The sequence below is a fragment of the Micromonospora sp. DT44 genome (assembly GCF_049841635.1).
Classification (GTDB): domain Bacteria; phylum Actinomycetota; class Actinomycetes; order Mycobacteriales; family Micromonosporaceae; genus Micromonospora.
The window spans coordinates 13,737-38,169 of the sequence record NZ_JBNCKS010000036.1 but is presented as its reverse complement, the minus strand read 5'-3'; the positions used below and the strand labels follow the sequence as shown (position 1 = coordinate 38,169).

General features: G+C 72.3%; 28 protein-coding genes. 14 read left to right on the top strand and 14 right to left on the bottom strand.

The window, feature by feature from the left end; translation table 11 throughout:
- Positions 1–31 precede the first annotated feature (31 nt).
- From ACLQ25_RS20915 to ACLQ25_RS20900, 4 genes are read right to left on the bottom strand one after another with little or no spacing between them, the layout of a single operon-like run.
- Positions 32–916 (bottom strand): cytochrome c biogenesis CcdA family protein, encoded by an 885-nt coding sequence (locus ACLQ25_RS20915; RefSeq protein WP_425732493.1) that lies wholly within the window; start codon positions 914–916, stop codon positions 32–34.
- Positions 913–1,536 (bottom strand): thioredoxin-like domain-containing protein, encoded by a 624-nt coding sequence (locus tag ACLQ25_RS20910; protein WP_425732492.1) that lies wholly within the window; start codon positions 1,534–1,536, stop codon positions 913–915. The genes ACLQ25_RS20915 and ACLQ25_RS20910 overlap by 4 nt, the downstream gene beginning before the upstream one ends.
- Before the next feature lie 41 nt (positions 1,537–1,577).
- The gene (locus ACLQ25_RS20905; protein WP_425732491.1) at positions 1,578–3,044 is read right to left on the bottom strand and encodes an NADH-ubiquinone oxidoreductase-F iron-sulfur binding region domain-containing protein; all 1,467 of its coding nucleotides are present in this window, start codon (positions 3,042–3,044) and stop codon (positions 1,578–1,580) included.
- Positions 3,041–4,594 carry a hypothetical protein gene (locus tag ACLQ25_RS20900; protein ID WP_425732490.1) on the bottom strand — a complete coding sequence of 518 codons (1,554 nt, stop codon included), beginning with the start codon at positions 4,592–4,594 and terminating at the stop codon, positions 3,041–3,043. Before ACLQ25_RS20900 ends, ACLQ25_RS20905 begins: the two co-directional genes overlap by 4 nt.
- Positions 4,595–4,869: 275 nt before the next feature.
- Between ACLQ25_RS20900 and ACLQ25_RS20895 the strand changes: the two genes are divergently transcribed.
- The 3 genes from ACLQ25_RS20895 (at position 4,870) to ACLQ25_RS20885 (ending at position 7,303) form a co-directional block, all read left to right on the top strand.
- Positions 4,870–6,000, top strand: a complete 1,131-nt coding sequence (locus ACLQ25_RS20895; protein ID WP_425732489.1) for an alpha-amylase family glycosyl hydrolase — start codon at positions 4,870–4,872, stop codon at positions 5,998–6,000.
- Entirely contained in the window at positions 5,997–6,314 is a 318-nt protein-coding gene (locus tag ACLQ25_RS20890; protein ID WP_425732488.1) for an alpha amylase C-terminal domain-containing protein, read from the top strand. Before ACLQ25_RS20895 ends, ACLQ25_RS20890 begins: the two co-directional genes overlap by 4 nt.
- A gap of 77 nt (positions 6,315–6,391) precedes the next feature.
- Positions 6,392–7,303, top strand: a complete 912-nt coding sequence (locus tag ACLQ25_RS20885; protein WP_425732487.1) for a L,D-transpeptidase — start codon at positions 6,392–6,394, stop codon at positions 7,301–7,303.
- Between the two features lie 9 nt (positions 7,304–7,312).
- On the opposite strand, the gene ACLQ25_RS20880 is transcribed toward ACLQ25_RS20885, so the two are convergent.
- From ACLQ25_RS20880 to ACLQ25_RS20865, 4 genes are read right to left on the bottom strand one after another with little or no spacing between them, the layout of a single operon-like run.
- On the bottom strand, positions 7,313–7,945 hold the full coding sequence (locus tag ACLQ25_RS20880) for a response regulator (RefSeq protein WP_396798891.1): 633 nt from the start codon (positions 7,943–7,945) through the stop codon (positions 7,313–7,315).
- Positions 7,942–9,072 (bottom strand): sensor histidine kinase, encoded by a 1,131-nt coding sequence (locus ACLQ25_RS20875; RefSeq protein WP_425732486.1) that lies wholly within the window; start codon positions 9,070–9,072, stop codon positions 7,942–7,944. The genes ACLQ25_RS20880 and ACLQ25_RS20875 overlap by 4 nt, the downstream gene beginning before the upstream one ends.
- Positions 9,073–9,098: 26 nt before the next feature.
- On the bottom strand, positions 9,099–9,902 hold the full coding sequence (locus tag ACLQ25_RS20870) for an ABC transporter permease (RefSeq protein ID WP_425732485.1): 804 nt from the start codon (positions 9,900–9,902) through the stop codon (positions 9,099–9,101).
- 2 nt (positions 9,903–9,904) lie between these two features.
- Positions 9,905–10,804 carry an ABC transporter ATP-binding protein gene (locus tag ACLQ25_RS20865; protein WP_425732484.1) on the bottom strand — a complete coding sequence of 300 codons (900 nt, stop codon included), beginning with the start codon at positions 10,802–10,804 and terminating at the stop codon, positions 9,905–9,907.
- Positions 10,805–11,080: 276 nt separating this feature from the next.
- Here ACLQ25_RS20865 and ACLQ25_RS20860 point away from each other — a divergent pair, with 276 nt between their 5' ends.
- From ACLQ25_RS20860 to ACLQ25_RS20845, 4 genes are all read left to right on the top strand, one after another.
- Complete coding sequence (locus tag ACLQ25_RS20860; RefSeq protein WP_425732483.1) at positions 11,081–11,935, top strand: alpha/beta hydrolase; 855 nt, start codon at positions 11,081–11,083, stop codon at positions 11,933–11,935.
- 84 nt (positions 11,936–12,019) lie between these two features.
- A complete protein-coding gene (locus tag ACLQ25_RS20855; RefSeq protein ID WP_355051360.1) occupies positions 12,020–12,229 on the top strand; it encodes a type II toxin-antitoxin system VapB family antitoxin in 210 nt (69 codons plus the stop codon).
- Positions 12,226–12,645: a PIN domain nuclease gene (locus ACLQ25_RS20850; RefSeq protein WP_425732482.1), complete on the top strand. Its 420-nt coding sequence runs from the start codon at positions 12,226–12,228 to the stop codon at positions 12,643–12,645. The genes ACLQ25_RS20855 and ACLQ25_RS20850 overlap by 4 nt, the downstream gene beginning before the upstream one ends.
- 55 nt (positions 12,646–12,700) lie before the next feature.
- The gene (locus tag ACLQ25_RS20845; protein WP_425732481.1) at positions 12,701–13,840 is read left to right on the top strand and encodes a site-2 protease family protein; all 1,140 of its coding nucleotides are present in this window, start codon (positions 12,701–12,703) and stop codon (positions 13,838–13,840) included.
- Positions 13,841–13,942: 102 nt separating this feature from the next.
- Here the strand turns inward: ACLQ25_RS20845 and ACLQ25_RS20840 are convergent, their stop codons facing one another.
- Positions 13,943–15,220, bottom strand: coding sequence for an FAD-binding protein (locus ACLQ25_RS20840; protein ID WP_425732480.1), 1,278 nt, complete (start codon positions 15,218–15,220; stop codon positions 13,943–13,945).
- On the bottom strand, positions 15,217–15,969 hold the full coding sequence (locus tag ACLQ25_RS20835) for a hypothetical protein (protein ID WP_425732479.1): 753 nt from the start codon (positions 15,967–15,969) through the stop codon (positions 15,217–15,219). Before ACLQ25_RS20835 ends, ACLQ25_RS20840 begins: the two co-directional genes overlap by 4 nt.
- 120 nt (positions 15,970–16,089) lie before the next feature.
- Between ACLQ25_RS20835 and ACLQ25_RS20830 the strand changes: the two genes are divergently transcribed.
- Positions 16,090–16,512 (top strand): hypothetical protein, encoded by a 423-nt coding sequence (locus ACLQ25_RS20830; protein ID WP_425732478.1) that lies wholly within the window; start codon positions 16,090–16,092, stop codon positions 16,510–16,512.
- A 4-nt stretch (positions 16,513–16,516) separates the two neighbouring features.
- Here the strand turns inward: ACLQ25_RS20830 and ACLQ25_RS20825 are convergent, their stop codons facing one another.
- A complete protein-coding gene (locus ACLQ25_RS20825) occupies positions 16,517–17,446 on the bottom strand; it encodes an LLM class F420-dependent oxidoreductase (RefSeq protein ID WP_425732477.1) in 930 nt (309 codons plus the stop codon).
- 97 nt (positions 17,447–17,543) lie between these two features.
- Here ACLQ25_RS20825 and ACLQ25_RS20820 point away from each other — a divergent pair, with 97 nt between their 5' ends.
- Positions 17,544–17,855: an ArsR/SmtB family transcription factor gene (locus ACLQ25_RS20820; RefSeq protein WP_425732476.1), complete on the top strand. Its 312-nt coding sequence runs from the start codon at positions 17,544–17,546 to the stop codon at positions 17,853–17,855.
- Between the two features lies 1 nt (position 17,856).
- Complete coding sequence (locus ACLQ25_RS20815; protein ID WP_425732475.1) at positions 17,857–18,387, top strand: SRPBCC family protein; 531 nt, start codon at positions 17,857–17,859, stop codon at positions 18,385–18,387.
- Positions 18,388–18,396: 9 nt separating this feature from the next.
- Here the strand turns inward: ACLQ25_RS20815 and ACLQ25_RS20810 are convergent, their stop codons facing one another.
- Both ACLQ25_RS20810 and ACLQ25_RS20805 read right to left on the bottom strand, forming a co-directional pair.
- Positions 18,397–19,434 carry a hypothetical protein gene (locus ACLQ25_RS20810; RefSeq protein ID WP_425732474.1) on the bottom strand — a complete coding sequence of 346 codons (1,038 nt, stop codon included), beginning with the start codon at positions 19,432–19,434 and terminating at the stop codon, positions 18,397–18,399.
- Entirely contained in the window at positions 19,434–19,703 is a 270-nt protein-coding gene (locus ACLQ25_RS20805) for a hypothetical protein (RefSeq protein WP_355051350.1), read from the bottom strand. Before ACLQ25_RS20805 ends, ACLQ25_RS20810 begins: the two co-directional genes overlap by 1 nt.
- Before the next feature lie 424 nt (positions 19,704–20,127).
- Between ACLQ25_RS20805 and ACLQ25_RS20800 the strand changes: the two genes are divergently transcribed.
- Both ACLQ25_RS20800 and ACLQ25_RS20795 read left to right on the top strand, forming a co-directional pair.
- Positions 20,128–21,075, top strand: a complete 948-nt coding sequence (locus ACLQ25_RS20800) for an RNA polymerase sigma-70 factor (protein ID WP_425732473.1) — start codon at positions 20,128–20,130, stop codon at positions 21,073–21,075.
- 82 nt (positions 21,076–21,157) lie between these two features.
- Positions 21,158–22,342 carry an NAD(P)/FAD-dependent oxidoreductase gene (locus ACLQ25_RS20795; RefSeq protein WP_425732472.1) on the top strand — a complete coding sequence of 395 codons (1,185 nt, stop codon included), beginning with the start codon at positions 21,158–21,160 and terminating at the stop codon, positions 22,340–22,342.
- A 4-nt stretch (positions 22,343–22,346) separates the two neighbouring features.
- Here the strand turns inward: ACLQ25_RS20795 and ACLQ25_RS20790 are convergent, their stop codons facing one another.
- Positions 22,347–23,237 carry an NmrA/HSCARG family protein gene (locus tag ACLQ25_RS20790; RefSeq protein ID WP_425732471.1) on the bottom strand — a complete coding sequence of 297 codons (891 nt, stop codon included), beginning with the start codon at positions 23,235–23,237 and terminating at the stop codon, positions 22,347–22,349.
- 84 nt (positions 23,238–23,321) lie between these two features.
- Here ACLQ25_RS20790 and ACLQ25_RS20785 point away from each other — a divergent pair, with 84 nt between their 5' ends.
- On the top strand, positions 23,322–23,861 hold the full coding sequence (locus tag ACLQ25_RS20785; protein ID WP_425732470.1) for a TetR/AcrR family transcriptional regulator: 540 nt from the start codon (positions 23,322–23,324) through the stop codon (positions 23,859–23,861).
- A gap of 98 nt (positions 23,862–23,959) precedes the next feature.
- Entirely contained in the window at positions 23,960–24,424 is a 465-nt protein-coding gene (locus ACLQ25_RS20780; protein ID WP_425732469.1) for a hypothetical protein, read from the top strand.
- The last annotated feature ends 9 nt before the right edge of the window (positions 24,425–24,433 follow it).

Genomic DNA, 24,433 nt, shown 5'->3' with positions numbered 1-24,433 from the left:
CAGTCGCCCGTTCCAGCGGTTGATCATGAAGTTATTGCTCCTCACCTCGGCGTGTCGGGGCAATAACTTCATGATCAACGGGGACCCGGCGGGGGCGTTTTGACCGGAGCGCAGTTAGGAGGAGGAGGGCCGTTAGGGCGGCCAGGAGGACCGTTGGGCCGGCGCGATCCACAGTGTCGGCCAGGGTGCGTTGGAGCTGGGCGGCTGCTCGGATGACCGGATCGTGCAGGGCTTCTCGCTGGCCGGCGGCCAGCCGCAGCTCGTACCAGCCGTACCAGGCGACATAGCCGCCCGCCAGCAGCAGCACCAGGCCGCTCAGCCGGGGCACCATTGCGCCGGCGACGCGCAGCCGGGCCACCAGCGAGTCGCGCAGCAGCGCCACACCGACCGCGGCGACCGCGGCGACCAGACCCATCCCGAGGGCGTACGCGCCGAACAGGGCCAGCCCACGCCCGGTCGAGCCGGCCTGGAGGCTCGTCACCACGATGGCCAGGAAGGGCGCGATGGCGCATCCCAGGGAGGCCAGCGCGTACGCCGCCCCGAACAGCGCCATCGACGGCCACGACCTGGTCAGCCGGGGCGCCCGGGCGGTCCAGCCCGGTGCGGGCAGTCGCCGGCCGGCGAGCAGCCAGCAACCGGCCGCCACCAGCAGCAGCCCGAGCACCACCGTCAGCCACGGCAGCCGGGGTCGCAGCCAGCCGGCCAGCGGCGCGAGCGCCAGACCGAAGGCGCCGAAGACCACCACGTACCCCAGGGTCAGCCCGGCCGCCGCGGTGAGCGCGCGGCCGACCGCGCCGCGGGCGTCCGACGCTCCGGCGACCAGCAGTGAGAGGTACGCGGGCAGCAACGCGAATCCGCACGGGTTGACCGCGCCGAGCATGCCGGCGGTCAGCGCGAGCAGCAGCGGGCCGGTCACGCCCCGGCCAGCGCGCTAACCCGGGCGGTGAGTGACTCACCGTCCAGGAAGCCCTGGTGGACGACCTTGCCGTCCCGGTCGATGATCACGAAGATGCTCTGTTCGGTGACCTTGAACCGCTTCCAGAGCACGCCCTTGCGGTCGTCGATCTGGGGCATGTCGCCGAGGTCGAACTCGGTGACGAAGTTCTTCATGTCGCGCTGCTCGCCCAGCCCGGCGACGCCGACGATCGGCACGGTGTCCCGATACTTCGGGGCGATCTCGGCCACCGTCCAGGCCTGGCTGGCGCAGGTGGCACACCACGGCGCCCAGAACCAGAGCACCACCGGCCGGCCGACGAGTCGCGTCGCGTCGAAGGCGCTGCCGGCGAGGGTCGTACCGGTGAAGCGCAGGGTGTCCGGGACCGCGACCGGGGCCGCCGGGGCCGACGACGCGCCGGCCGAGGGGGCAGCCGAGGGGGTCGGGGAGCTGGTCGGGGCCGGCGCGGTCCCGGCGGCGGCAGCGTCGGGCGGCACCGTGCCGGTGCAGGCCGTCGTAGCGAGCAGGGCGGCGACGAGCGCCCCCACGATGGCGACCCGGGGCGGGTACGCCGCCGCCGTCCGCCCGTTCCGCTTGCGCATCCGCAGCTCCGTTCGACGGGTGTGGTGGTCAGTGCCTTTCCCTACTCGGCCTTGGCGAGGCGCAGGGCGAGTTCCGGGCAGACCTTGACCGCCTTGAGGGCGCCCTCGCGCAGCCAGGTCGGCACGGGCGTGGCGGGGAAGGCGGGGTAGCCGTTGGCGTCGAGCCGGATGAAGTCCGGCACCACGTGCGCGCAGAGGCCGTGCCCGTCACAGCGGGACCAGTCCAGGGTGAGCTTCTGCGGGTTCGGGTCGGGTGCGCCGGGCAGCCCCATGACGCCCTTGACCCGCCGACCGCAGCCGTCGCCGGTGCTGTGCAGCCGCAGGTCCTCGGCGAATACCTCGATCGCCGAGAGCGCGAACCGGGCCGTACCGTCGGGGTGGCTGCATGCTCCCCGGCCCTTGACCTCGCCCGCAGCCGCGCGGACGACGTCGGCCGGTTGGCTCCCGGCCACGGCCAGGTCGACCGCGCGGGCCAGGTCCGGCAGGCCCATCTTGCACGGGCCGCACTGGCCGGCGGACTCGCCGGCCAGGTAGCGCACCACCTGCGCGGCCTCCCCGAGCGGGCAGGTGTCGAGCCCGATCGGAATGATGATGCCCGCGCCCAGGGTGCCGCCGACCGCGGCGAGGCCCTTGCGGGAGACCTCGGCCTTCTCGGCCGCCTCGGCGGTGATCCACTTGCCGTGGTAGCCGCCCATCAGGATGCCCTGCACGTCCGGCACCTCGCAGAGGTCGAGGACGTCGCGCAGCGGCATGCCGGCGGTGCACTCCACCACGGCCGGCCGGGCCGCCGCGCCGGTCACCGTGAGCAGCACGGTGCCCGGCTCGTCGTCGGTGCCGAGGGCCGCGTACTCGTACGGGCCGAGTCGCGCGCCCACCGCGAGCTGGGCGTACGTCTCGGCGTTGGACAACAGGGTGGGCAGGCCACTGACCCCGGAGTCGCTGGAGCGCTTCTTGGTGCCGGGCGGGATGTGCGGCAGCCCGTTGATCCCGTTGACCAGGGCGCCACCCTCGCCGGAGATGAACCGGTGCGGCACGGTGACGATGGTGGTCGGCACCGGCATCCGGCGCTCGTCGAGGGCCTCCATCAGCGAGTCCCGGCCGACCCCGTCGTCCGCCACACCGATCACGATCTCGTCGGCGTCCAGCGCGTACGCGGCCAGCGCCGCGCCGTCGAGGACCAGGTGCGGGGCGCGGGTCAGCAGCACCTTGTCCTTCCAGCTCGCCGGCTCGCCCTCGGTGGCGTTGACCACCACCACCGCGGAGAGGTCCTGCCGCTCGCACGACTCCAGCACGGCGCGCATCTTGCGGGCGAACGGGAAACCCGCGCCGCCCTTGCCCTTGAGCTGCATGCCCTCGGCGAGCCGGAGGAGCTGCGCCGGCTCCATCGGGCCGATCGGTCCGTGCACCTCCTCGTGGGCGGCCAAATCGAGGCGACCGAACTCGGCGAACCCGGCGGTCAGTCGAGGCTCACCGACGCAGGCCACCGGAGGCACGGTCGTCCGCATCACTTCGCCTCACCCCGCAGTCCGGCCCAGTACGCACCGTCCACGGCGTCCGCGCTGGCCTTGCGGCGCTTGGCGGACCGGCCCTCGGCCCGCCGCGCGCGACGAGATGCCAGGTCGACCAGGGTCGGGGTGTCGTCGACGGGCGGCGGGACCTCGTCGGGGACGTACCGGGCCGGCGGGCGCCAGTAGTCCGGCTCCTCCGGAAGGTCGTCCTCCGCGCTGTGCCGGCCGCTGCCGCTGCGCGGCGCCGCCGAGATCGGACCGGCCGAGATCGGGCTGCTCGAGATCGGGCCGGCCGAGATCGGCTCGACCGAGACCGGACCGGCCGAGATCGGCTCGGCGGCCTGCCAACGGCGCGGGCTGTCCCACGGCTCCTCCGGCTCGTCGGTGGCCCGCCGGGGCGGGGCCGAGTACCGGGTGCCCTCGTCCTCGGTGCGGGACCGTCGTCCGCTCCGCTCGGCCGCCGGCTCCTCGGTGCGCCGCCGCCGGGTGGGGGCGGTCTCCTCGTCCCGGTCGCGGCTGCGCGACGCGCGCCGCCGGGTCGCGGGCTCCATCTCCTCCTCGTCGCGGCGACGGCGACTCGGCCGGGCCGGCTCGGCCAGCGAACCGGGCTCGGGCACCACCGGAACGGTGAACCGCTCGGGGTCACGCCGGCGCGGACCGGTCGGCGCCGTCCACGTGGCGGTGGTGGTCTCCGCCCAGGCCGGACGCTTGTCCTCGCTGCTCTGGCGGCGGCCCAGGCCGGCCAGCAGCGAGCGGCCACGGCCCTCGTCGGTGGCCCGCCCGGCCATCACCGCGTTGCGCACGGCGGCCTGCTGCTGCTCGCGACTGCGCCGGCCGATGGTGACCGAGAGCCGCACCAGCAGCGCCAACACGACGAGCAGAACGCACGCGAAGTAGCTGAGGACCACCCAGGACGCCGCGGCCCGACCGGCGTTGAGGCCGTGGAAGATCGCGAACGGCCAGGCGAGGTAGGCGGCGGAGTGCAGCGTGCGCCACAGCCACTTCGGACCGACGCCCGCGAAGCGGGCCCGGATGATGCCGGTCCAGATCACGCTGACCATGAGCAGGGCGGCCACGGTGCCGAGGCCGACGTAGAGCCCTCGGCCACCGATGAACGGCACGAGTGAGTCGGTCGCCGCGGCCCGACCGGTGGCGATCTTGGTGAGCACGTGGAAGACCAGTCCGGCCGTACCCAGGACGCCGGTGGCGCGGTGCGCGGACTGCATCAGCACGCGGTGCGAGATGTTCAGCACCAGCCGGTCGGTGGCGAGCAGTCCCAGCATCACGGTGAGACTCAGCGACACCAGGGCGATCACGCCGGCGAAGAACTCGGTGAAGAAGAAGCCGTACGCGTACGCCATCTGACCGGCGCCGGTCAGCATGGTCGCCGCCCAGAAGGCGGCGAGCAACGAGGCGATCAGCATCGTCGTCGCCGAGCGGGACCGGGTCCGCACCCCCCGACTGCTGGTGCTGGTCCGGACCTCGGCGGCCTTCTGGTTCTGCTTTGCCCGGGCCATCTGCTCCTCGATCGTCTCGCGGCGGCGTACCACCGGCCGACCCCTGCTCCCCCATCCAGTACGGACCGGCGGCGCGCGCGGATCACCCGGGGGAAAAAATTCTGGGCCGCCATCGAACCAAATGGCTTCGCGGTGCGTTGTGCACGCTCCTCGCACGTGACAGGCAGTGACGCAGGTCCATGCATTGACAGTCCTTGCAACACGCTTGTAACCTTTCGGCAAATTTTCAGCACGGATTGCAAGATCCGAGCAGTCAGGCGCTCCCCCGGCACCACCACCCCCACCCCCGCTCCCCGTCAGGAGTCCCGATGCGCCAACGTCGACGCGGCTCGGCGATCCTCGCCCTCGGCCTGGTCGCCAGCCTGTTGGTTCCCCTCACCGCGACGGCGTCCCCGGCCGCGGCCAGCCCGTCCGGCGCCAAGAAGGTCATCGCCCAACTCTTCGAGTGGAACTGGCCGTCGGTCGCCGGCGAGTGCCAGAGCACCCTCGGCCCCAAGGGCTACGGCTACGTGCAGGTCTCGCCCCCGCAGGAGCACGTGCGGGGCAACCAGTGGTACATGGCGTACCAGCCGGTCAGCTACCGGATCGAGTCCCGCAAGGGCACCCGGGCCCAGTTCCAGTCGATGGTGAACACCTGCCACGCGGCCGGCGTCAAGGTGATCGTCGACGCCGTCATCAACCACATGTCCGGCCAGGACAACGGCGGCACCGGTTGGGCCGGCTCGTCGTACGCGCACTACGACTACCCGGGCATCTACCAGACCCAGGACTTCCACCACTGCGGACGCAACGGCGGCGACGACATCGCCAACTACAACGACCGGTACGAGGTGCAGAACTGCGAGCTGGTCAACCTGTCCGACCTGAAGACCGAGTCGGACTACGTCCGTACGAAGATCGCGTCGTACCTCAACGACCTGCTGTCCCTCGGTGTGGACGGCTTCCGGATGGACGCCAGCAAGCACATGCCGGCCACCGACATCGCCGCCATCAGGGGCAAGCTGTCCCGGTCGGCGTACGTCGTGCAGGAGGTCATCTACGGCGCCGGCGAGCCGGTCCAGCCGACCGAGTACACCGGCAACGGCGACGTGCACGAGTTCCGCTACGGCAAGGACCTGGCCCGGGTGTTCCGCTCCGAGCGGCTCGCCTACCTGAAGAACTTCGGCGAGGGCTGGGGGCACCTGCCCTCCGGCTCGGCCTCGGTGTTCGTGGACAACCACGACACCCAGCGCGACTTCAGCGGCGTGCTGACCTACCGCGACCGGGGGATCTACGCCCTCGCGAACGCCTTCATGCTGCCTGGCCGTACGGGTCGCCGACCGTCATGTCCAGCTACACCTTCAGCGACCGGGACGCCGGCCCGCCCCCGGACGGCAGCAACAAGACCCTCAACACCACCTGCTACTCGGGCTGGGAGTGCGAGCACCGTTGGCCGGTGATCGCCAACATGGTCGGCTTCCGCAACGCCACCGAGGGCGCCGCCATGGCCAACTGGTACGACAACGGCAACAACCACATCGCGTTCAGCCGCAGCGGCAAGGGCTACATCACCGTCAACGACGAGGACGCCGCGGTGAACGGCCGCTCGTACTACACCGGACTACCCGCCGGCCGGTACTGCGACGTCATCCACGGCACGTACGCGAACGGATCGTGCAGCGGCCCGGTGATCACCGTGGACGGCAACGGCTGGTTCGCCGCGAGCGTGCCGGCGCACGACGCGGTGGCCGTCCACATCGGCGCGCGGCTCTGACCGACTCCCGGGGCCCCCGGTTTGCGGGTATCGCCGAACCGGAGGCCCCGGACCGTTCACCGCCCTAGAGTGGTTTAGTGCTGTTTGACCGAATGTCCCCCTACCGTCGTCGCGCCGGCTGGATCGCCGGCGCGGTCGCCGTACCCGTGCTGCTGGTCGCCGCGCTGCTGATCGGCCAGGCTCTCACCCCGCGCTCGACTGCCCCCGACGAGCAGAACGTGGTGGTCGCCGATCCGACGCCGAGCAGCGTCGAGCAGAGCCCGGAGGAGTCGGTCCCGCCGGCCGCGCCCGCTCCGGACGGGCTGCCGGTGCTCGACTACGAGCCCGCGCCCAAGGGCTTCCCCGCCGACCCGGCCACGATGGACATCACGCCGCTGACCGAGGGCGTGCACCCGACCCGACGAATCGCCGCGTACGACGCTCCCGGTGGCCGGCCGCTGGCCTTCGTCGAGCCGACGCTCGCGGGGGTCGAGCTGACCGTGCCGATCGCCCAGCGGCGGGCCGGCTGGACGGCCGTCCTGCTGCCGTCGGCGAACCGGCAGCTCGCCTGGCTGCCGCCGGGTGGGTTCGACACCGTGGCGCTGCGCGACCAGATCGTGGTGGAACGCAAGGCGCACCGGCTGACCTGGTACCGGGCCGGCAAGGCGGTGCGCTCCTGGGAGACGAGCCTCGGCCAGTCGGGGCAGGAGACGCCGCTCGGGCGCACCTTCATCCTGGGCCGCACCCCGCCACCCGAGGAGGTCTACGGCGGCGTGGACATCTACGCCCTCGGCTCGGTGCCGGACGACCCGGAGGCGGTGCCGACCGGGCTCAAGGGCGCGCACATTGGCCTGCACACCTGGCAGAACGACGACGAACTGGGCGAGAAAACGACCAACGGCTGCATCCGGGTGACCCGCAGCGGTCAGCGGGAACTACTCGCCGAGGTTCGACCCGGCAGCAGCCTGGTGGTCGTCGACCAGCTCCCCACCCCGCCGCCGACCGCCTGAGCGGGCCGCTCAGTCACCGAGCAGCCAACCGTTCTGCTCGGCGATGCGGACGGCCGCGGCCCGGTTCCGCGCGCCGGTCTTGCCGATCGCCGCCGACAGATGGTTACGGACCGTCCCCTCGGACAGGTGTAGCGCCCTCGCCAGCTCGGCGACCGCGCCGCCGCCGCGCGCCGCCCGCAGCACCTCGGTCTCGCGCTCGGTCAACGGACTCGCCCCGGTCGCCAGCGTCTCCGCGGCCAGGGTCGGGTCCACCACCCGCAGGCCGGCGTGCACCCGTCGGACGGCGTCGGCGAGCTGCCGGGCCGGCGTGTCCTTGACCACGAACCCGTTCGCGCCGGCCTCCATGGCGCGACGCAGGTAACCGGGCCGGCCGAACGTGGTCACCACGAGCACCCGGCAGGACGGCAGCGCGGCCCGCACCGCGGCGGTGGCGGCGATGCCGTCCAGGCCGGGCATCTCGACATCCAGCAGGGCCACGTCGGGCGTGTGCCGGAGGGCCTCGGGCACCACCTCGTCGCCCCGGCCGACCTCGGCCACGACGGTCAGGTCCGGCTCCAGCGACAGCAGCGCGGCCAGCGCGCCCCGCACGAGGGCCTGGTCGTCGGCGAGCAACAGCCGGATCGGCGTCGACGAGCCGCTCACCGGGCCTCCCCCGGGGCGTGCACCCGCAGCACGAAACCGGTGCCGTCGCTACGCCGACCCATGGTGACCACGGCATCCAGCCGGCGGGCGCGCTCCCGTAGGCCGACCAGACCGTACCCGGCGGCGTCGGGTGTGGACGGGCCTCGCCCGTCGTCGCCGATCTCGACCCCGTCCGGGCGTACCCGGATCGTGCAGCACCGCGCCCCGCTGTGCCGGACCACGTTTGTCACCCCTTCGCGCACCGTCCATCCGAACAACCGGTCCCACTCGGGCGGCAGTTCCGGCGTCTCGGCCGGCACCTCGGCCGCGATGCCCGCCGCGGCGAGCGCGGACCGCGCGCCGGCCAGCTCACCGGCGAGGGTGACCTCCCGGTACGCCCCGACGGTCTGTCGCACGTCCGCGAGGGCCGCCCGCGCCAACTGCTCCACCTCGGCGATCTCGGCGGCGGCCCGGGGCGGGTCGACCTCGACGAGCCGGCCGGCCAGCTCGGCCTTGATCGCCACCACGGTCAGCGAGTGCCCGAGGATGTCGTGCAGGTCGCGCGCGGCGCGGGCCCGCTCCTCGGCGACCGCGAGCCGACCGATCTCCTGCTGGGCGGCCTGCAGCTCGCTGTTGCGCTGGGCCAGCCCGGACACGCCGAACATGGCGAACGAGGCGAGCAGCACCGCGAAGACGATGCCATTCTCCGACTCCCACCCGCTCACCAGCCGGGACGCCAGCGCGGGGGTCACGGCGCAGAGCGCCACGGTGGCCAGCGCCTCCCACAGCGGCAGCAGGAACACCGCGGCCGCGGCCACGTAGACCAGGGTCGCCAACCAGTCGCCGCCGGTGCCCGGGATGCTGACCAGGCCCACCGCGAGCAGCAACAGCAGGCCCACCCGCGCCCGCCCGGCTGGGATCGGCAGCAGCAGCTGGCGCAGCCGGCGGGCCCACTGGAACAGCAGCACGTAGCCCAGGCCGAAGCCGACCAGAGCGGTCACACCGACGACCCGCCGCCACGGCTCCGGCTGGTGCAGCGCCGTGGAGATCGGCACGTTGAGGAAGAACAGCCACACGGCGGCCAGCAGCCAGCCGATGTACCGCCAGTGGCGGGTCATCGGCCGGGGCTGCCCCGTCGGGAGGTCCATCGAGTCCACGCTAGCGGTCGCGGCCGTCAGACCCGAGCGGTGTCCCGGCGGAACAGCCGGGTCGCGCCGACCCCGAAGGCCAGGGTCCAGATGACGATGTTGGCCACCGCCGCCATGCTCACGCCGTCGCCGGTCAGTGGCGAGCGGGCCAGCTCACCCATGCCGTACACCGGGGTGAACTTCGCGACCTGCTGGAGCACGTGCGGTAGCACCTCGACCGGCACGAACAGCCCGCCGAACATGGCCAGCACCGCCAGGATCGGCCCGATGAACTGCATGACGTTCTCGGCCGGCACCAGGTAGCCGATGAACAGGCCGAACGCGGCGAACACCAGCGAGCCGACCCAGGCGGCCAGCCCGGACAGCAGCCAGACGTCCAGCGGGAGGCGGACGCCGGCGGCCACCCCCACCAGGAACTCCACGACCACCGCGAGCAGGCCGAGGGTCATCGCGGTGGCCAGCTTCGTCGCCACGTACGCGGTCGGCCGCAGCGGAGTGAGCCGTAGCTGCCGGCTCCACCCCAACGCGCGCTCGGTGGCGACCGCGCCACCCGCGCTGGTCGTCGCCACCATCGCCGCGTACACGGCGAGGCTGATCATGACGTACGCCGTGACGGGCCGGCCATTGTCGAGCGTCTGCCCCCGCTGCGGCAGACCGAAGATGAGGAAGAAGACGCCCGGCATGATCAGCGTGAAGGCGAGGGTGCGGCGATTGCGCAACACCCGGCGCAGCTCGATGCCGAGGACGGCCGGAGCGAAACCGCCCAGAGCGGACGGCCGGCGATCGGGCCGGGCAGGACGGTCGGTGCTGGTGGCCATGGGGGTGGACATCGTCAGGCTCCGATACGTTCGGTGGTCAGGGCGAGGAAGGCGTCCTCGAGGTTGCGGGAGGTGATCTCCACGTCCCGGGCGGCGGTCCGGGTGAGCAGGTGCCGGGCGATCGCGTCCGAGTCGCCGGTACGCACCAGCACGCTGTCGCCGCGGACCTCCACGGCGTCGACGCCGGGCAGCGCGGCGAGCGTGGCCTGGTCCGCGCCGGGCAGGGTGGCCCGCACCGTACGGCCGGCGGCCAGGTTCTTGATCTCGGCGGTGGTGCCGTCGGCGACGACGCGGCCCTGGCGGACCAGCACGATCCGGTCGGCGTACGCGTCCGCCTCGTCCAGGTAGTGGGTGGCGAAGATGACGGTCCTGCCGTCGCGGGCGTCTCGGCGCAGGGCCTGCCAGAAGTCCCGCCGCCCCTCGACGTCCATGCCGGTGGTCGGCTCGTCGAGGACCATCAGGTCCGGGTCCGGCAGCAGCGCCAACGCGAAGCGCAGCCGCTGCTGCTGACCGCCCGAGCACCGCCCGACGATCCGGTCGGCGATGTCGGCGATACCGGCGCGCGCCAGCACCTCGGCCACCGGTCGGGTGTGCCGGTAGAAGTGCGCGGTCATCCGTACCGTCTCGCCAACGGTGAGGTCCTTGAGCAGGCCGCCGGTCTGGAGCACGGCGGCGATCCGCCCCTGGGCCACCGCCTCGTCGGCGGTGCCACCGAGAACGCGCACGGTGCCCGCGTCCGGGCGGGCCAGGCCGAGCAGCATGTCGATCGTGGTGGTCTTACCCGCGCCGTTGGGGCCGAGGAACGCCACCACCTCGCCGGGCTGCACCCGCAGGCTCAGTCCGTCGACCGCGGTGACCGTACCGAAGGTCTTGGTGAGGCCGTTCAGCTCGACGGCCGGATGCGTACTCGTCATGGCAATAATGCTGGGGTGTCGCGGACCTCAACTCCTGAAGCGGCCGTCACGTTCCGGCCGTGACATTTGTCAGGGCCCGGAGGGCACGGCTCCGAGCCCGGCGGGCACGCAGCGTGACGGGCCGGCGGGCGAGGACCTCGACGAGCGTGATGCCACCGAGTCATCAAGATGCCCCTGAGTCATCACGCCCACCGGCACATCCGCCCCCGACACAGGCATTCCGGGGGCGGCAGCGGGTAAGCGCGCCGCCGGACGCCGCGACACCGGGAGGACGCGATGGGTGCCACACCGCAGGGCCAGGTCGACACGGTCGTGCTGATCCACGGGCTCTGGATGACCCCACGGAGCTGGGAAGGGTGGGCCCAGCGATTCACCGAGCGCGGCATGCACGTCATCGCTCCCGCGTGGCCCGGCATGGACCGCTCCGTCGAACAGTTGCGCGACGACCCCAGCCCGATCGCCGAGCAGAGCATGGCCACGATCGTCGCCCACTACGACCGGATCATCCGGGCGCTCCCGCGTCCGCCGATCATCATGGGCCACTCGTTCGGCGGGCTGTTCGCCCAGGTCCTCGCCGACCGGGGCCTCGGCGCGGCGGTGGTGGGAGTGCATCCGGCGGCGATCAAGGGGGTGCTCAAGGTGCCGTTGAGCCAGTTGCGCTCCGGCTTCCCGATCCTGCGCAGCCCCGCCAACCGCAGCAAGGCCGTCCCGTTCACCCCGGACGACTTCGCCTACACCTTCGGCAACACGCTGAGCCGCGAGGAGTCCGACCGGGCCTGGCAGCGCTACGCGGTCCCCGGAGCGGGCCGGGTGTTCTTCGAGGGCGCGTTCGCCAACGTCGACCCGCGCTCGCCCGCCCGCGTCGACAGCGGACGCGTCGACCGGGCGCCGCTGCTGCTGATGGCCGGCGGGCAGGACCACGTGGTGCCGGCGTCGGTGGTCCGCGCCAACGCGGGGCTCTACCAGAAGTCCCGCGCGCTCACCGCGTACGAGGAGTTTCCCGACCGGTCGCACTTCACCGTCGGGGCGCCCGGCTGGGAGGAGATCGCCGACTACGCGCTGGACTGGGCGATGCGGGCGGCGGCGCTGCCCCGCGAGGCGACCATCGCCAGCGAAACCCCCCGCCGCTGACGGCCAGGGACTCGGCCTCGCCGTTGATATCAACGCACCGCATTCTTGATATCATCGGCGCGGCCGGGAAGCTGAGGAGGCACCGTGAGCCGGACGATTCTTGACGTCGACGACGAACTGCTCAACGAAGCCGGGCAGATTCTCGGCACCTCGACGAAGAAGGCCACCGTCAACGCAGCCCTCAAGGCGGTCGTCGACCGGGAAAAGCGACGCGAGTTCGCCGACTGGCTCAAGAGTGGCGGGCTTCCCGACCTCACCGGCCCCGTGGAGACCGCTGCGCCGGACGCGGCGTGAACCACGAGCAGTACCTGCTCGACAAATCGGCCCTGGCCCGCTGGCCCAAGCGTCTCGTAGCTCCCGTCCTCGGCGAACTCTCCGACCGAGGCCTGCTCGCCGTCTGCGGAGCGGTCGAGATCGAGGTCATCCACAGTGCCCGTACTGCGAAGGACGCCCAACGTGCGCGGTGGCTGATGGGCGGTTTCCGGTGGCTGTCGATGCCCGACGAAATCTGGGACCGGGCAATCGACGTGCAGGTGCAGGCGCTGCACAAGGGCAACCACCGCGCGCTGTCCATGGCGGACCTGCTGATTGCCGCCACCGCCGAGCGACACGGCGTCACCGTCCTGCACTACGACGGGGACTTTGACCTGATCAGCGCTATTACCGGGCAACCCAGCGCGTGGGTCGTCCCACCCGGCTCGGCCGACTGAACACCTCTGACACCGCGTGTCGCATGGCTCGGCTGACCGTGGGTATGAGCCCGGGATGAGGGCGAGTTTCCGGATCGGTCGGATCGCGGGGGTACCGGTCGGGGTCAACTGGAGCGTGCTGGTCATCTTCGCGCTGATCGCGTGGGGCTTGGCCGCCAACCAGTTTCCCCGCTCGTACCCGGATCGCTCCGCCGTGGCGTACACGCTCGCCGGCCTGGCCGCGGCGGTGGTCTTCTTCGTCGGCCTGCTCGCCCACGAGGTGTCGCACGCCGTGGTGGCCAAACGCAACGGCCTGGAGGTCGACGGCATCACGCTGTGGCTGTTCGGCGGCGTGGCCGAGCTGAAGGGCGAGCCGCGCGACCCGGGCGCGGAGTTGCGCATCGCGGGCGTCGGCCCGCTGGTCAGTCTGCTGCTCGGGGCGTTCTTCGGTGCCATCGCGCTGCTGTTCGCGCTCGCCGGGCAGGGCGGGCTGCTCTTCGGGGCGATCGCGTGGCTGGCCGGCATCAACGTGCTGCTGGCGGTCTTCAACGTGCTACCGGCCGCGCCGCTGGACGGCGGTCGGCTGCTGCGCGCGGCGGTGTGGAAGGCCACCGGCGACCGGACCCGCGCGTCAGTGGTCGCCGCGCGGGCCGGCTGGGTGCTCGGCGCGCTGCTCATCGGCCTCGGGCTGTGGCAGTTCCTGTCCGGCGTCGGCTTCGGCGGGCTGTGGCTGGCGCTGATCGGCTGGTTCCTGATCGGCGCCGCCGGGGTGGAGGAGCGGCAGGCCCGCACCGGAACCGCGCTGCGCGGAGTCCGGGTCGGCGACGTGATGACGCCACAGCCGCAGACCGCGTCGGCGGACATGACGGTCGCCGACTTCGTCGACCACTACCTCTTCGCGTACCGGCATTCGGCGCTGCCGCTGACCGACCAGGGGCGGCCGACCGGCCTGGTCACCGTGGACCGGGTGCGGGGCGTACCGGCTGAACGGCGCGCGTCGACCACGCTGGCCGAGGTGGCCTGCCGGGCCGATGAGCTGGTGCTCGCCCAGCCGGGTGAACAGCTCAACGACCTGCTCCCCCGGCTCACCGAGTGCGCCGACGGCCGAGCCCTGGTGGTAGGAGACGACGGCCGCCTGACCGGAATCGTCTCCCCCAGCGACATCAGCCGCGCAGTCCAACGCGCCACCCTACGCACCCCCACCCCTTCCCGCTGATCATGAAGTTATTGCGCCGACACGCCGCGCCGAAGGGCAATAACTTCATGATCAACGGGGGCCTGAACACCCGGGCGAGGGCCTGAACACCCGGGCCGGGGGTCAGCGGGGGAAGTAGTGGGCCAGCTGGTTGGTGTGGAACTTGGCCTTGGGGTCCAGCTTTGTCAGCAGGGCCGTGAAGTCGGCGTGGTGGGGGTAGCGGGCGGCCAGTTCGGTGGGGGCGGTGACGAACACCTTGCCCCAGTGCGGGCGCGGAGCGAACCGGGCCAGTCGCGCCTCCACCTCGGCCAGCACGGGTAGCACCGCGTCGGTGTCGTCGACCCAGGTGAAGTGGACGACGAAGCTGTCCCGCTGGTGGTTGGGACTCAGCCACAGCTCGTCGGCGGCCACCGTCCGCAGCTCGCACACGTGCAGGACCGGGGCGATCAGGTGCGCCACGTCGGCCAGGGCGGCGAGCGCGTCGGCGACGGCGGTACGCGGCAGGTGGTACTCGGACTGCAACTCGTCGCCGCTGCTCGGGGTGAAGCCGAGCTTGAAGTGCGGCAGGCGCTCGTGCCACGGGCCGGGCTCGCCGAGTTGCGGGGTGCAGTTCTCCGGCGGCATGCCGAGCACCGGGTGTCGTGGCTGGTCGGCCGGGGTGGTGCCGAGCCAGTCCGCCTCCGGCGGCGGCTGGTCCGCGAGCTGCTTGCGCCACACCTCCCGCAGGCGCGGCGTACGCCAGTCGGTGAAGACACTCACGCTGTACGCCGAGTCGAGCGCCTCGTTCAGCGCGGCCGGGTCGAGGTTGAGCCGCACGTACTGGCGCAGCTCGAAGGCCGGCACCAGGTCCAGGGTGACCCGGGTGACCAGGCCGAGCGCGCCGAGCCCCACCACCATGCCGGCGAACGTGTCGTCGTCGCGGTCGACCCGCAGCAGGTCGCCGTCGGCGGTGACCAGCTCCAGGCCGGCGACGGCGCTGGCCAGGTTGCCGTGGGTGGGGCCGGAGCCGTGGGTTGCGGTGGCCACCGCGCCGGCGACCGAGATGTGCGGCAGCGAGGCCATGTTGGCCAGCGCGTACCCCTGGGTGTGCAGGTGTCCGGCGAGGTCGCCGTAGCGCATCGCGCCGCTCACGGTGACCTGGCCGCGTTCGCGGTCCACCTCGACGGTCGGCGGCAGGCCGGCCAGGCTCACCAGGTCGCCGTCGGTGTCGCCGAAGCGGTTGAAGGAGTGCCCCGTGCCGAGGGCGCGGACGCGCCGACTGCCGGCGACGAGGCGACGCACGTCGTCGAGGGAGGTCGGTCGGTGGAACGCCCGAGCCGCGTACCGGACGTTGCCGGCCCAGTTGCGGCGTGGCACCTCGGAAGCTGCGGTCGACGTGGCGTTCGGTCCCGGGGTGGTCACGTGGCGGTCTCCCGATCGGTGGACTGCTGGTCGCTCAGGGCGGCGATGAGGGCGTCTAGAACCGTATCCACCTGGTACGAGTTGTAACCACGTTGGGCGCGCGGCAGACCGGCCGCGGTGGCGCGTTCGATCTCACCGCAGGCCGCCTGCCGGGCCGCCTCGTCGCCGGACAGCAGGGCGTCCTGGCCGCGCCGGATCAACCGATCGACCCGGTCCATGGCGTAGCCGCGCAGGCCCACACTGATGTCCGGGACGGCGAAGGCGGCGCGCCGCAGAGCGAGCAGGTCGACGAAGCGGTCTCCGGCATGCCGGGTGAGCGCTTCGGACACCTGCTCGGGTTGCTCGCGGACCTGGTCGAGGACGAGCAGCTCGATGGCCGGCCGACCGTCGAGCGGGTGGCGGGCGGTCACCGGCTCACGCGGCACACCCTGCGCAGGTACCAGCAACAACCTCGGCGGGGTCGGGTAGCCATCACGTCGAGGCGGCTCGTCGAGGACCACCGCGTCGACCTCGGCCCACTGGAACTCCCGGCGCAGGCCCGGCCGCCGGATGCTCAGCCCGTCCGCGTGGATCCCGAACCGGAACGGCCGCATCGCGCTGACCAGCGCCACCGCGCCGAGCGCGATGGCACCCACCGCGATGATCGTCCGTAGCAGGGCGCGGTCGCTGGGATAGGCCAGCAGGATCACCCCACCGAGTACGCAGGCCAGGGCGAGCGCACGGGCCCCCCGATTCCGGCGCAATTCCACCCGTGGACCCCCGTTTCATGACCGTGGCGTCGGTCCCGACATCTTCCGCCAGACCGGGCACCGAGGACACCCGACGATCGGGCACGGTTGTTCTCGCCGTCGTCGGGGAACCCTACGCTCATGAGCAGCTACCGTGATCCGGCCCTGCGAGGCGACGTCTTCCCGTCGGAGGAGGAGCTGGACCCGACCGGCAGCGCGGTCGAGCCGGCCAGTGCGCCGCCAGACGTCCGGTTGCCGAACCACCCGGCGCCCACACCCGGTCCCCGGCCGACGCCCGCGCCCGCTCCCGCGCCCACGCCCGTACCGTCGCCGGGGCCACCGCCCCGCGAGCCCGCCGGCGAGTCGCGGTCGATCGTGACGCGACACCTGGACGGGTCGGTCGAGATCGTCACCGACCTCGACGGTGATGGCGTGGCCGACATCGTCCAGATCGACGTGGACGGTGACGGCGTACCGGACATCACCTATGTGGACAGCGACCGTGACGGCCGGTTGGACACGGTGCTGCGCGAGCCGGGCCGGCACGCGCAGCACCGCGCCTGACGGGTCACAGGTTCGCCAGCACCTCGCTCGCGACCAGGTCGAGGTGGTCGAGGTCGGCCAGGTCCAGCACCTGGAGGTAGATCCGCTGGCTGCCGATCTTGGCGTACCGGTCGATGGTGTTCAGGACCTCGTCGGGCGTGCCGGCGACACCGTTGGCCCGCAGCTCGTCCGGGTCACGGCCGATGGCGGCGGCCCGGCGGGCCACCTCGGCGTCGTCGCGTCCGCAGCAGAGCACCAGGGCGTTGGACCAGACCAGTTCCGCCGGGTCGCGGCCGATCTCGGCGCACGCAGCGCGGACGCGCTCGAACTGCGCCGCCGAGTCCGCCGGCGAGGCGAACGGCAGGTTGAACTCGTCGGCGTAGCGGGCGGCCAGCCGGGGCGTCCGCTTCGGCCCCATCCCGCCGAGCAGGATCGGCGGGCGGGGCTGCTGCACCGGCTTGGGCAGGGCGGGCGAGTCGGTGACCGGGTAGTACCGGCCGGGGTGGCTGAACGTCTCCCCCGCCGGGGTGGACCAGAGGCCGGTGATGACCGCGAGCTGCTCCTCCAGCCGGTCGAACCGCTCACCCAGGGCCGGGAACGGGATGCCGTACGCGCTGTGCTCGTCGCCGTACCAGCCGGTGCCGATGCCCAGCTCCACCCGACCGCCGCTCATCTGGTCGACCTGCGCCACCGTGATCGCCAGCGGGCCGGGCAGCCGGAACGTGGCGGCGGTCATCAGCGTGCCCAGCCGGATGCGGCTGGTGTCGCGGGCCAGACCGGCCAGCGTCGTCCACGCGTCGGTGGGGCCTGGGTCGCCGCTCACCGAGCCCATCTTCAGGTAGTGGTCGGAGCGGAAGAACGCGCCGAAGCCGGCGTCCTCGGCGCGGCGGGCGACCGCGAGCAACTGGTCGTAGGTGGCGCCCTGCTGGGGTTCGGTGAAGATCCGCAGTTCCATGCTCCGAGCATAGGTAGCCGTCCCCGATGCCGCTCCGGGACGACCGCCACCGTCATATACGTTGACAGACATATGATGGCAGAGGCATATTGAGCGGGTGTCCACCGACGCCTTCACCGTCCTCGCCGAGCCCACCCGACGCCGCATCCTCGACGCGCTCCGCGACGCCGACCGCAGCGTCAACGAACTGGTCGACGGGCTCGGCGTCAGCCAGCCAGCCGTCTCCAAACACCTGCGGGTGTTGCGCGAGGCCGGCTTCGTCTCCTGCCGGGTCGCCGCCCGGCAGCGGATCTACCGCCTCGACCCGGGTCCGCTGCGAGCGGTCGACGGCTGGCTCGACCCGTACCGCCGGCTGTGGGGTCGGCACCTGGACGCCCTGCAACGACACCTCGACAGTCAGGAGCAGTGACATGGACCGCGACGCGTTCCGCCCGAGCCCACCCGCCGAGGCGCGCGCCGAACACGCCGACGGCGGTGCGACCCTGGTGTTCGTCCGTGACCTGCGGCATCCACCCGGCGCGGTCTGGGCGGCGCTGACCGATCCGGCACAGCTCGCGCAGTGGGCGCCGTTCCTCGCCGACCGGGACCTCGGCATCCCCGGCGCCGCCGTGCTCACCCTCGTCGACGGCGAGACGTCCGTGCAGCAGACCGCGGCCGTACGCCGAGCCGAGCCGCCTCACCTGCTCGAATACACCTGGGGCGACGACCTGCTGCGGTGGGAGCTGACGGCCTCGGGCAGCGACACCCGGCTCACCCTGCGACACACCGTCGCCGAACCGGGCGCGCTGCCGATGGTCGCCGCGGGCTGGCACCTCTGCCTCGACGTGGCCGACCGGCTGCTCGATGGAGACCCGGTCGGCCCGATCCGCGGCGCCGAGGCCAAGGACTTCGGCTGGCCCGCACTGCGCGACGCGTACGCCGAGCGGCTCGAAGCGGAGTGACCGCGTCGATCAGACGTACGGCCGGGTGGCGTACGCGGTCCGCAGCGCGGCCAACCCGGCCGCCTTCGGCGACAGGGTGCCCCACCCGGAGTTGAAGTAGTTGGTCCGCGCGATGAGGGGACCCCGCTCGGCGTTGAGCTGCGCGATCGCCGCCGGAACGGTGGCGATCCAGGCGGCCTGGTCGGGGATCTCGGCGGACCGCACCCCGTACTCCGCGATGATCACCGGCCGGGACAGCGCCACCGGGCCGAGGTCCGCCACCGCCCAGTCCTTGGTCCGGCGGAAGCGGGCCAGCGCGGTCTGGCCGGACGCGGTCGCGTAGGCGTTCCACTGGAGGTAGTCCAGCCGTGACATCAGCGCCTCGGTGTGGGTGCGCTGGAAGCACGCCCGGTCGAAGCCGCCCACCCCGACCGAGAAGGTCGTGCCGGTGGGCAGGGTCCGGGCCTTGAACCAGGTGACGATGTACGTCACGGCCTGCACCGCCCGCGCGTCGGACTCGGCCCAGGTGTACGCCTTGCCGGCCTCGGTCGTACCGAACTCGTGGTCGGTGTCCAACTCGGACGCGAGTTGGATGTTCACCCCGAAGCCGAGCGACCGGTACTGGGACAGGGCCCGCGCGAACAACCCGTCGCACTGGCCGTTGAGCACCTGGGTGTAGCCGTACGCCTTCGGCCAGCTGGTGCCGGGGCGCTGCTGGATCGTCATCGACGGCGCGGGAACGGTGTAGGTGACGCCGTCCACGGTGAAGGTCTGCGGCCCGGCGTTGCCGGCGCCGTAGTGCTTCAGCTCCAGGACCATGTTCATCTGCACGCCGGCCTTGCCCAGGTTGACCAGCCACGGCCGGTTGTAGCCGGGAAAGATGTACCCGTCGGCGAAGCTGCGGTACTGGGTCAACGAGCGGAAGTTGCCGCCGGCCATGTCGGCGGTGGGGTCGGCCCCGCCGGACAGGTAGTAGCCGCCGAGCACCGGTTGGCGCACGGTGTAGTCGACCCCGGCGGTCGCCGTGTGTCCGGCGGCGTCGCGGACCTGAACGGTGACCCGGGGCATCACGCCACCGCCCGGTACACGGCAACCGAGCCGTTGTCGGAGACCCGGGTCCAGGTACGTCCGGAGTTGTCGGAGACGGTCACGGTGAGCGGGTCGATGACCGCGGTGACCTTGACCGGCGCGCTGCTGTTGCCCTGCGCGTCGGTGACCACGATGGTGACGGTCAGCGGTTTGGTGTCGGCGTCGGAGTACGTGACGGTCAGCAGCATCTGGTCACCCGGCGAGAAGACGGATGCGTTCAGGGCTGCGGTCGCGGTGGGAGCCGCCATGACAGGGCCTCTCTGATTCGGTCGCCCGGTCGGGCGCGCGGGTGAGCGACGCCGAACAGGGCGGGATCCACGATGCGTGTGGTCGACAGGGCACATAGGCGACGTGCCGGTGGGCGACGTCGCCGGCGGTGGACGGTGACACCGCTGCGGGCGCCTCCAGCGGTGTGGGACGGCCGAGCCGTACGCCTCGTCGGGGCCGGCGGCTGTGCCGGGCCCGCACCGGCGGGGCCGGGCCGGCGAGGGCGGCACCGGAGCGGACGATGCTGTCCGCACCGGGCGCGCGGGTGGGGATGTGGCCCGACATCCCTCGCCCTCTCGCCTGCCTCAAGGGTCCTCTACCAGGGGCTTTACCGTCTTGTCCGGTTAGCGACATCTGTCCTTGACGGACGGATAGCTGCGCGACAAGCGCGGTTACTGTCGAGCCATGCCACTGCGTCCCGACGAGATCGAGGTGTTCGAGCGCTCCCGGCCCCGCCTGGAGGCGATCGCCTATCGACTGCTGGGCTCGGCCAGCGACGCCGAGGACGCGGTCCAGGACACGTTCCTGCGCTGGCAGGCCACCAACCGGGAGCGCGTCGAGACGCCCGAGGCCTGGCTGACCAGGGTGCTCACCAACCTGTGCCTCAACCAGCTCACCTCGGCGCGCGCCCGGCGCGAGACCTACGTGGGCACCTGGCTGCCCGAGCCCGTCCTCGCCGGGGATCGGATGCTCGGCCCGGTCGACACCGTCGAGCAGCGCGAATCGGTCTCGATGGCGGTGCTCACCCTCATGGAGCGGCTGTCGCCCAACGAGCGCGCGGTGTACGTGCTGCGCGAGGCGTTCGGCTACCCGCACAGCGAGATCGCCGAGATCCTCGACCTCACCGAGTCGAACTGCCAGCAGATCTACCGCCGTGCCAAGCAGCACGTCGCCGCCGGCCGGGCGCGCGGCGAGGTGGACGACGCCGCCGCCCGGAAGATCGTCACCGAGTTCCTCACGGCGGCCAACAGCGGCCAGATCCAGCGGCTGGTGGAGTTGTTGACCGGGGACGTGACGAGCGTCGGTGACGGCGGCGGCAAGATCCCGGCCCGCACCACGCCGGTCGTCGGCGCGCTGGCGGTGGCGAAGTTCCTGCGCGGCCTCTTCCGGCCCAGCGACGTGAAGCGGAACCTGGTGGGCGGCAGCAGCCCCGCCCTCTACGCCGAGGTCGTCAACGGCGGCCCCGCGGTCGTCGTCGTGACCGGCGAGCAGGTCGTCGGTGTCATGTCCCTGGAGATGACACCCGAGGGAGTCGCGGCGATCCGCGTCCAGGTCAACCCCGACAAGCTCGAACGCGTCACCCGCCAGTGGTCCGTCACCGCGCACTCGGAGCCGCTCCTGCACGTGTGGTGACCCAGGTCATAGCCGCCTCCTGTCAGCAACAGCGTCGCCGCCCGGTTCAGGTAGCGACCATCGCCGAGACAGGAGCGCCGCCATGAAGCACCGCATCGTCGTCCTCGGAGCCGGCTACGCCGGAGCGACCGCCGCCGGCCGCCTCGCCCGCCGGTTGCACCCCGACGACATCGAGATCACCGTTGTCAACGCCGAGGCCGACTTCGTCGAGCGGGTACGCATGCACCAGCTCGCCGCCGGCCAGGACCTCACGCGCCGCGAGCTGAGCCGGGTGTACGCGGGCACCGGCGTGCGGGTCCGCGTCGCCCGGGTCACCGCCGTCGACGTCGACCGCCGGACCGTCGCACTGACCGACGAGCACGGCAACGACGAAATCGCGTACGACACGCTCGTCTACGCCCTCGGCAGCGCCTCCGCCGACCACGGCGTTCCCGGCGTCGCCGAGCACGCGTACGACCTCGCGGGCCGACCGTCGGCGCTGCGGCTGCGGGACCGTCTCGCCCACCTCGCGGCCGGGCAGCGGGTGCTCGTGGTCGGCGGAGGTCTCACCGGCCTCGAGGCCGTCACCGAGATCGCCGAGGCCCGGCCCGACCTCGACGTCGCGATCGCCGTCCGCGGCGGTCTCGGTGACTGGCTGAACGACAGGGCGCGACACCACCTGCGGGGCGTCACGAACCGGCTCGGCATCACGGTGCACGAGCAAACCGACGTCGTTCGGGTTGAGCCGGCCGGCGTGGTCACCGCCGACGGTGCGACGATCCCGGCCACGGTGACCGTGTGGACGGCCGGCTTCGCCGTCCACCCCATCGCCGCCGCCACCGGTCTGACCGTCGCGGCCACCGGGCAGATCATCGTCGACGACACCATGCGGTCCGTCTCGCACCCGGACGTGTACGCGGTCGGCGACGCCGGACTCGCCGCCGGGCCGGGCGGCAAGCCGCTACGGATGTCCTGCGCCTCGGGAACTCCGATGGCCTGGCAGGCGGCCGACGCCATCGCCGCGCGCCTGACCGGCCGGACGAAGATGCCGAACGCGCCACTGCGCTACTTCAACCAGTGCATCAGCCTCGGCCGCCGCGACGGCATCATCCAGTACGTGACCGCCGACGACCGGGCCAAGCCGTCCCAGCTGACCGGGCGGCTGGCGGCCCGCTACAAGGAGGTCGTCTGCAAGGGCGCCGCCTGGGGCATCTCCCACCCGATCCCGTACCCGGTGCGCCGCCGCCGGGTCAGCGCGACCCGGACCCCGGCCACCGCCTCGATGTGACCCCTCAGGAGAACGTGCGGCGTGCCCACGTCCGGAAGTCGGTCGTGGGCAGGCCGAGCGCCCGGGTGATCTCGGGACGGGCCGGGCTGCCGTTCTCGTTGATCCGCTCGACCGTATTGATCATGGCGGGAAGCAGTCCGCGTTCGACGGCTTCCCGGGGAGTGAGCACGGGCGCGGAGATCGTCCGGCCGGTGACCTCGCCGAGGATCGCGGCCACCTCGGTCATGGTGAGCAGGTCGCCGGCGAGTTCGACGTCCAGGCCGTCGAGCCGTCCCGGGTCCGTGAACGCGATCGCCGCGGCCTCTCCGATGTCGTCGACGGCGACCCAGGGGAGCTGGGTGTCCGCCGCGAAGCCGGTGATGATCGTGCCGCTGGACCAGTCACCGAAGAGGTACGACCAGCCGACGAGGTTCTCCATGAAGGTCGAGGGCGCCAGCACGGTCCAGTGCGCGAAGCCGCCGGTGCGGACCATCTCGTCGATCGCCGCCTTGCTCTCCCAGTAGTGCCGGTCCCAGCGGCCCTCGGCCCAGCCGGGCTGGCTGCGGTGGAAGTCGCCCGCGCCGGAAACACTGCTGTGTACGACGTGTGCCACGCCGGCCCGGCGGGCGGCCTCGACGACGTTCCGACCGCGGGTCAGCTCGGCGTCGCCCTGCAGGTTCGCCACGTCGGGAAACGGGATCGAGAAGAGGCCGTCCATCCCCTGGGCCGCGGCGAGCAGCGACGCGAGGTCGTCCAGGTCGCCCTTGATCAGTTCGGCGCCGCGCGCGGCCAGAGCCTGGGCGCTGTCGGTGGCGACGTCGCGAACCAGGGCACGGACCTCGACGCCACGGTCGAGCAGGGCCCGGGCGGTAGCCCCTCCCTGCTTGCCGGTCGCGCCGATGACGAGGACAGCCATGATGCCTCCAAATTAAGTGGGGCGTCCCCCCACTTGTCGTCGGTTACGATATGGGGGACCACCCCACTTTGGCAAGGGCGGGCCATGAGAGCCGACGCACAACGCAACTACGACCTCATCGTGAAGGCGGCCGCCGAGGCGATCGCCCGCGATGGCGCGTACGCCTCGCTGGAGGAGATCGCCCGCTCCGCCGGGGTCGGCTCGGCGACCCTGCACCGGCGCTTCCCGTCCCGGTGGTCCCTGCTCCAGGCCGTCTTCCGGACCTGCGTGCGGAACCTCGCCGGTCGCGCCGAGGACCTGCTGGCCGAGCCGGACGCTCTCGCCGCCTTCACCACCTGGTTGCGGGAGGTCACCGTGTACGCCACGACGACCCGTGGGCTCGCGGTGACACTGCTGAACGCGCCACCCGAGGAGAACGAGACCTGCGGCGCGACGCTCAGCGCAGCGGGCGACAAGCTGTTGCGTCGGGCCGTTGAGCAAGGAGCCGTACGCCCGGATGTCGTCATGGCGGACGTGATGACCCTCGCCAACGCCATCTCTCTCGCTGCCCAACCGGCCGACGCCGCGAAGGCGGAACGACTCCTGGCCCTCTCCCTGGCGGGAATCCACTCCCCCGCACGGTGACCGACCTCGTTCCACGATGGAGTTTTCGGGCCGGAGAGCTTGACTTGATCGTCATGCTGGAAGCCGATGCCCCCGCTCGTACCGTCGTTGGAGGACCCGTGCGCAAGCCAGCCAGGACCGCAGCCGTCCTCGTCGGGCTCGGCGTCGGCGGCGCGGTCGGTCCGGCCCTGGGGCCGGCCGCCGTCTGGTCCGGTGTCGCGGTCGCCGCGATCGGAGTCGCGCTCTCCCTGATCGGCACCAGCGAGTCCCACCTCGTCGAGGACGGCCTGGCCGACCGGGGGGAGGACGACCGGGCCGCCGCCGGAACGGGAGTCGCCGCTCCGCGACGGCGCAAGCGGGAGACGCCGACCCTCAGCGGCCTGGGTTCCCGCGTGGAGCAGATCCTCGACCTCGCCGAGAAGCAGGCCGAGGACCACCGCGCCGTCGCGCGACTCGAGGCGGAGAGCATCGTGACGGCCGCGCGGCGGGAGGCGGAGTCGATCCTCAACCGCGCGCACGAGCAGGCGGCCGGGATTACCGGCACCCGCTGGGAGCCGCCTTCCTACGGCGTCGGCTCGGCGTAGCGGCCGGAA

Bases quoted from the DNA above. Each gene is read 5' to 3' on its own strand.
- ACLQ25_RS20910 (WP_425732492.1), bottom strand. From the start codon at position 1,536: ATGCGCAAGCGGAACGGGCGGACGGCGGCGGCGTACCCGCCCCGGGTC.
- ACLQ25_RS20895 (WP_425732489.1), top strand. From the start codon at position 4,870: ATGCGCCAACGTCGACGCGGCTCGGCGATCCTCGCCCTCGGCCTGGTC.
- ACLQ25_RS20875 (WP_425732486.1), bottom strand. From the start codon at position 9,072: ATGGACCTCCCGACGGGGCAGCCCCGGCCGATGACCCGCCACTGGCGG.
- ACLQ25_RS20870 (WP_425732485.1), bottom strand. From the start codon at position 9,902: ATGTCCACCCCCATGGCCACCAGCACCGACCGTCCTGCCCGGCCCGAT.
- ACLQ25_RS20865 (WP_425732484.1), bottom strand. From the start codon at position 10,804: ATGACGAGTACGCATCCGGCCGTCGAGCTGAACGGCCTCACCAAGACC.
- ACLQ25_RS20860 (WP_425732483.1), top strand. From the start codon at position 11,081: ATGGGTGCCACACCGCAGGGCCAGGTCGACACGGTCGTGCTGATCCAC.
- ACLQ25_RS20845 (WP_425732481.1), top strand. From the start codon at position 12,701: ATGAGGGCGAGTTTCCGGATCGGTCGGATCGCGGGGGTACCGGTCGGG.
- ACLQ25_RS20830 (WP_425732478.1), top strand. From the start codon at position 16,090: ATGAGCAGCTACCGTGATCCGGCCCTGCGAGGCGACGTCTTCCCGTCG.
- ACLQ25_RS20825 (WP_425732477.1), bottom strand. From the start codon at position 17,446: ATGGAACTGCGGATCTTCACCGAACCCCAGCAGGGCGCCACCTACGAC.
- ACLQ25_RS20815 (WP_425732475.1), top strand. From the start codon at position 17,857: ATGGACCGCGACGCGTTCCGCCCGAGCCCACCCGCCGAGGCGCGCGCC.
- ACLQ25_RS20810 (WP_425732474.1), bottom strand. From the start codon at position 19,434: ATGCCCCGGGTCACCGTTCAGGTCCGCGACGCCGCCGGACACACGGCG.
- ACLQ25_RS20805 (WP_355051350.1), bottom strand. From the start codon at position 19,703: ATGGCGGCTCCCACCGCGACCGCAGCCCTGAACGCATCCGTCTTCTCG.
- ACLQ25_RS20800 (WP_425732473.1), top strand. From the start codon at position 20,128: ATGCCACTGCGTCCCGACGAGATCGAGGTGTTCGAGCGCTCCCGGCCC.
- ACLQ25_RS20795 (WP_425732472.1), top strand. From the start codon at position 21,158: ATGAAGCACCGCATCGTCGTCCTCGGAGCCGGCTACGCCGGAGCGACC.
- ACLQ25_RS20790 (WP_425732471.1), bottom strand. From the start codon at position 23,237: ATGGCTGTCCTCGTCATCGGCGCGACCGGCAAGCAGGGAGGGGCTACC.
- ACLQ25_RS20785 (WP_425732470.1), top strand. From the start codon at position 23,322: ATGAGAGCCGACGCACAACGCAACTACGACCTCATCGTGAAGGCGGCC.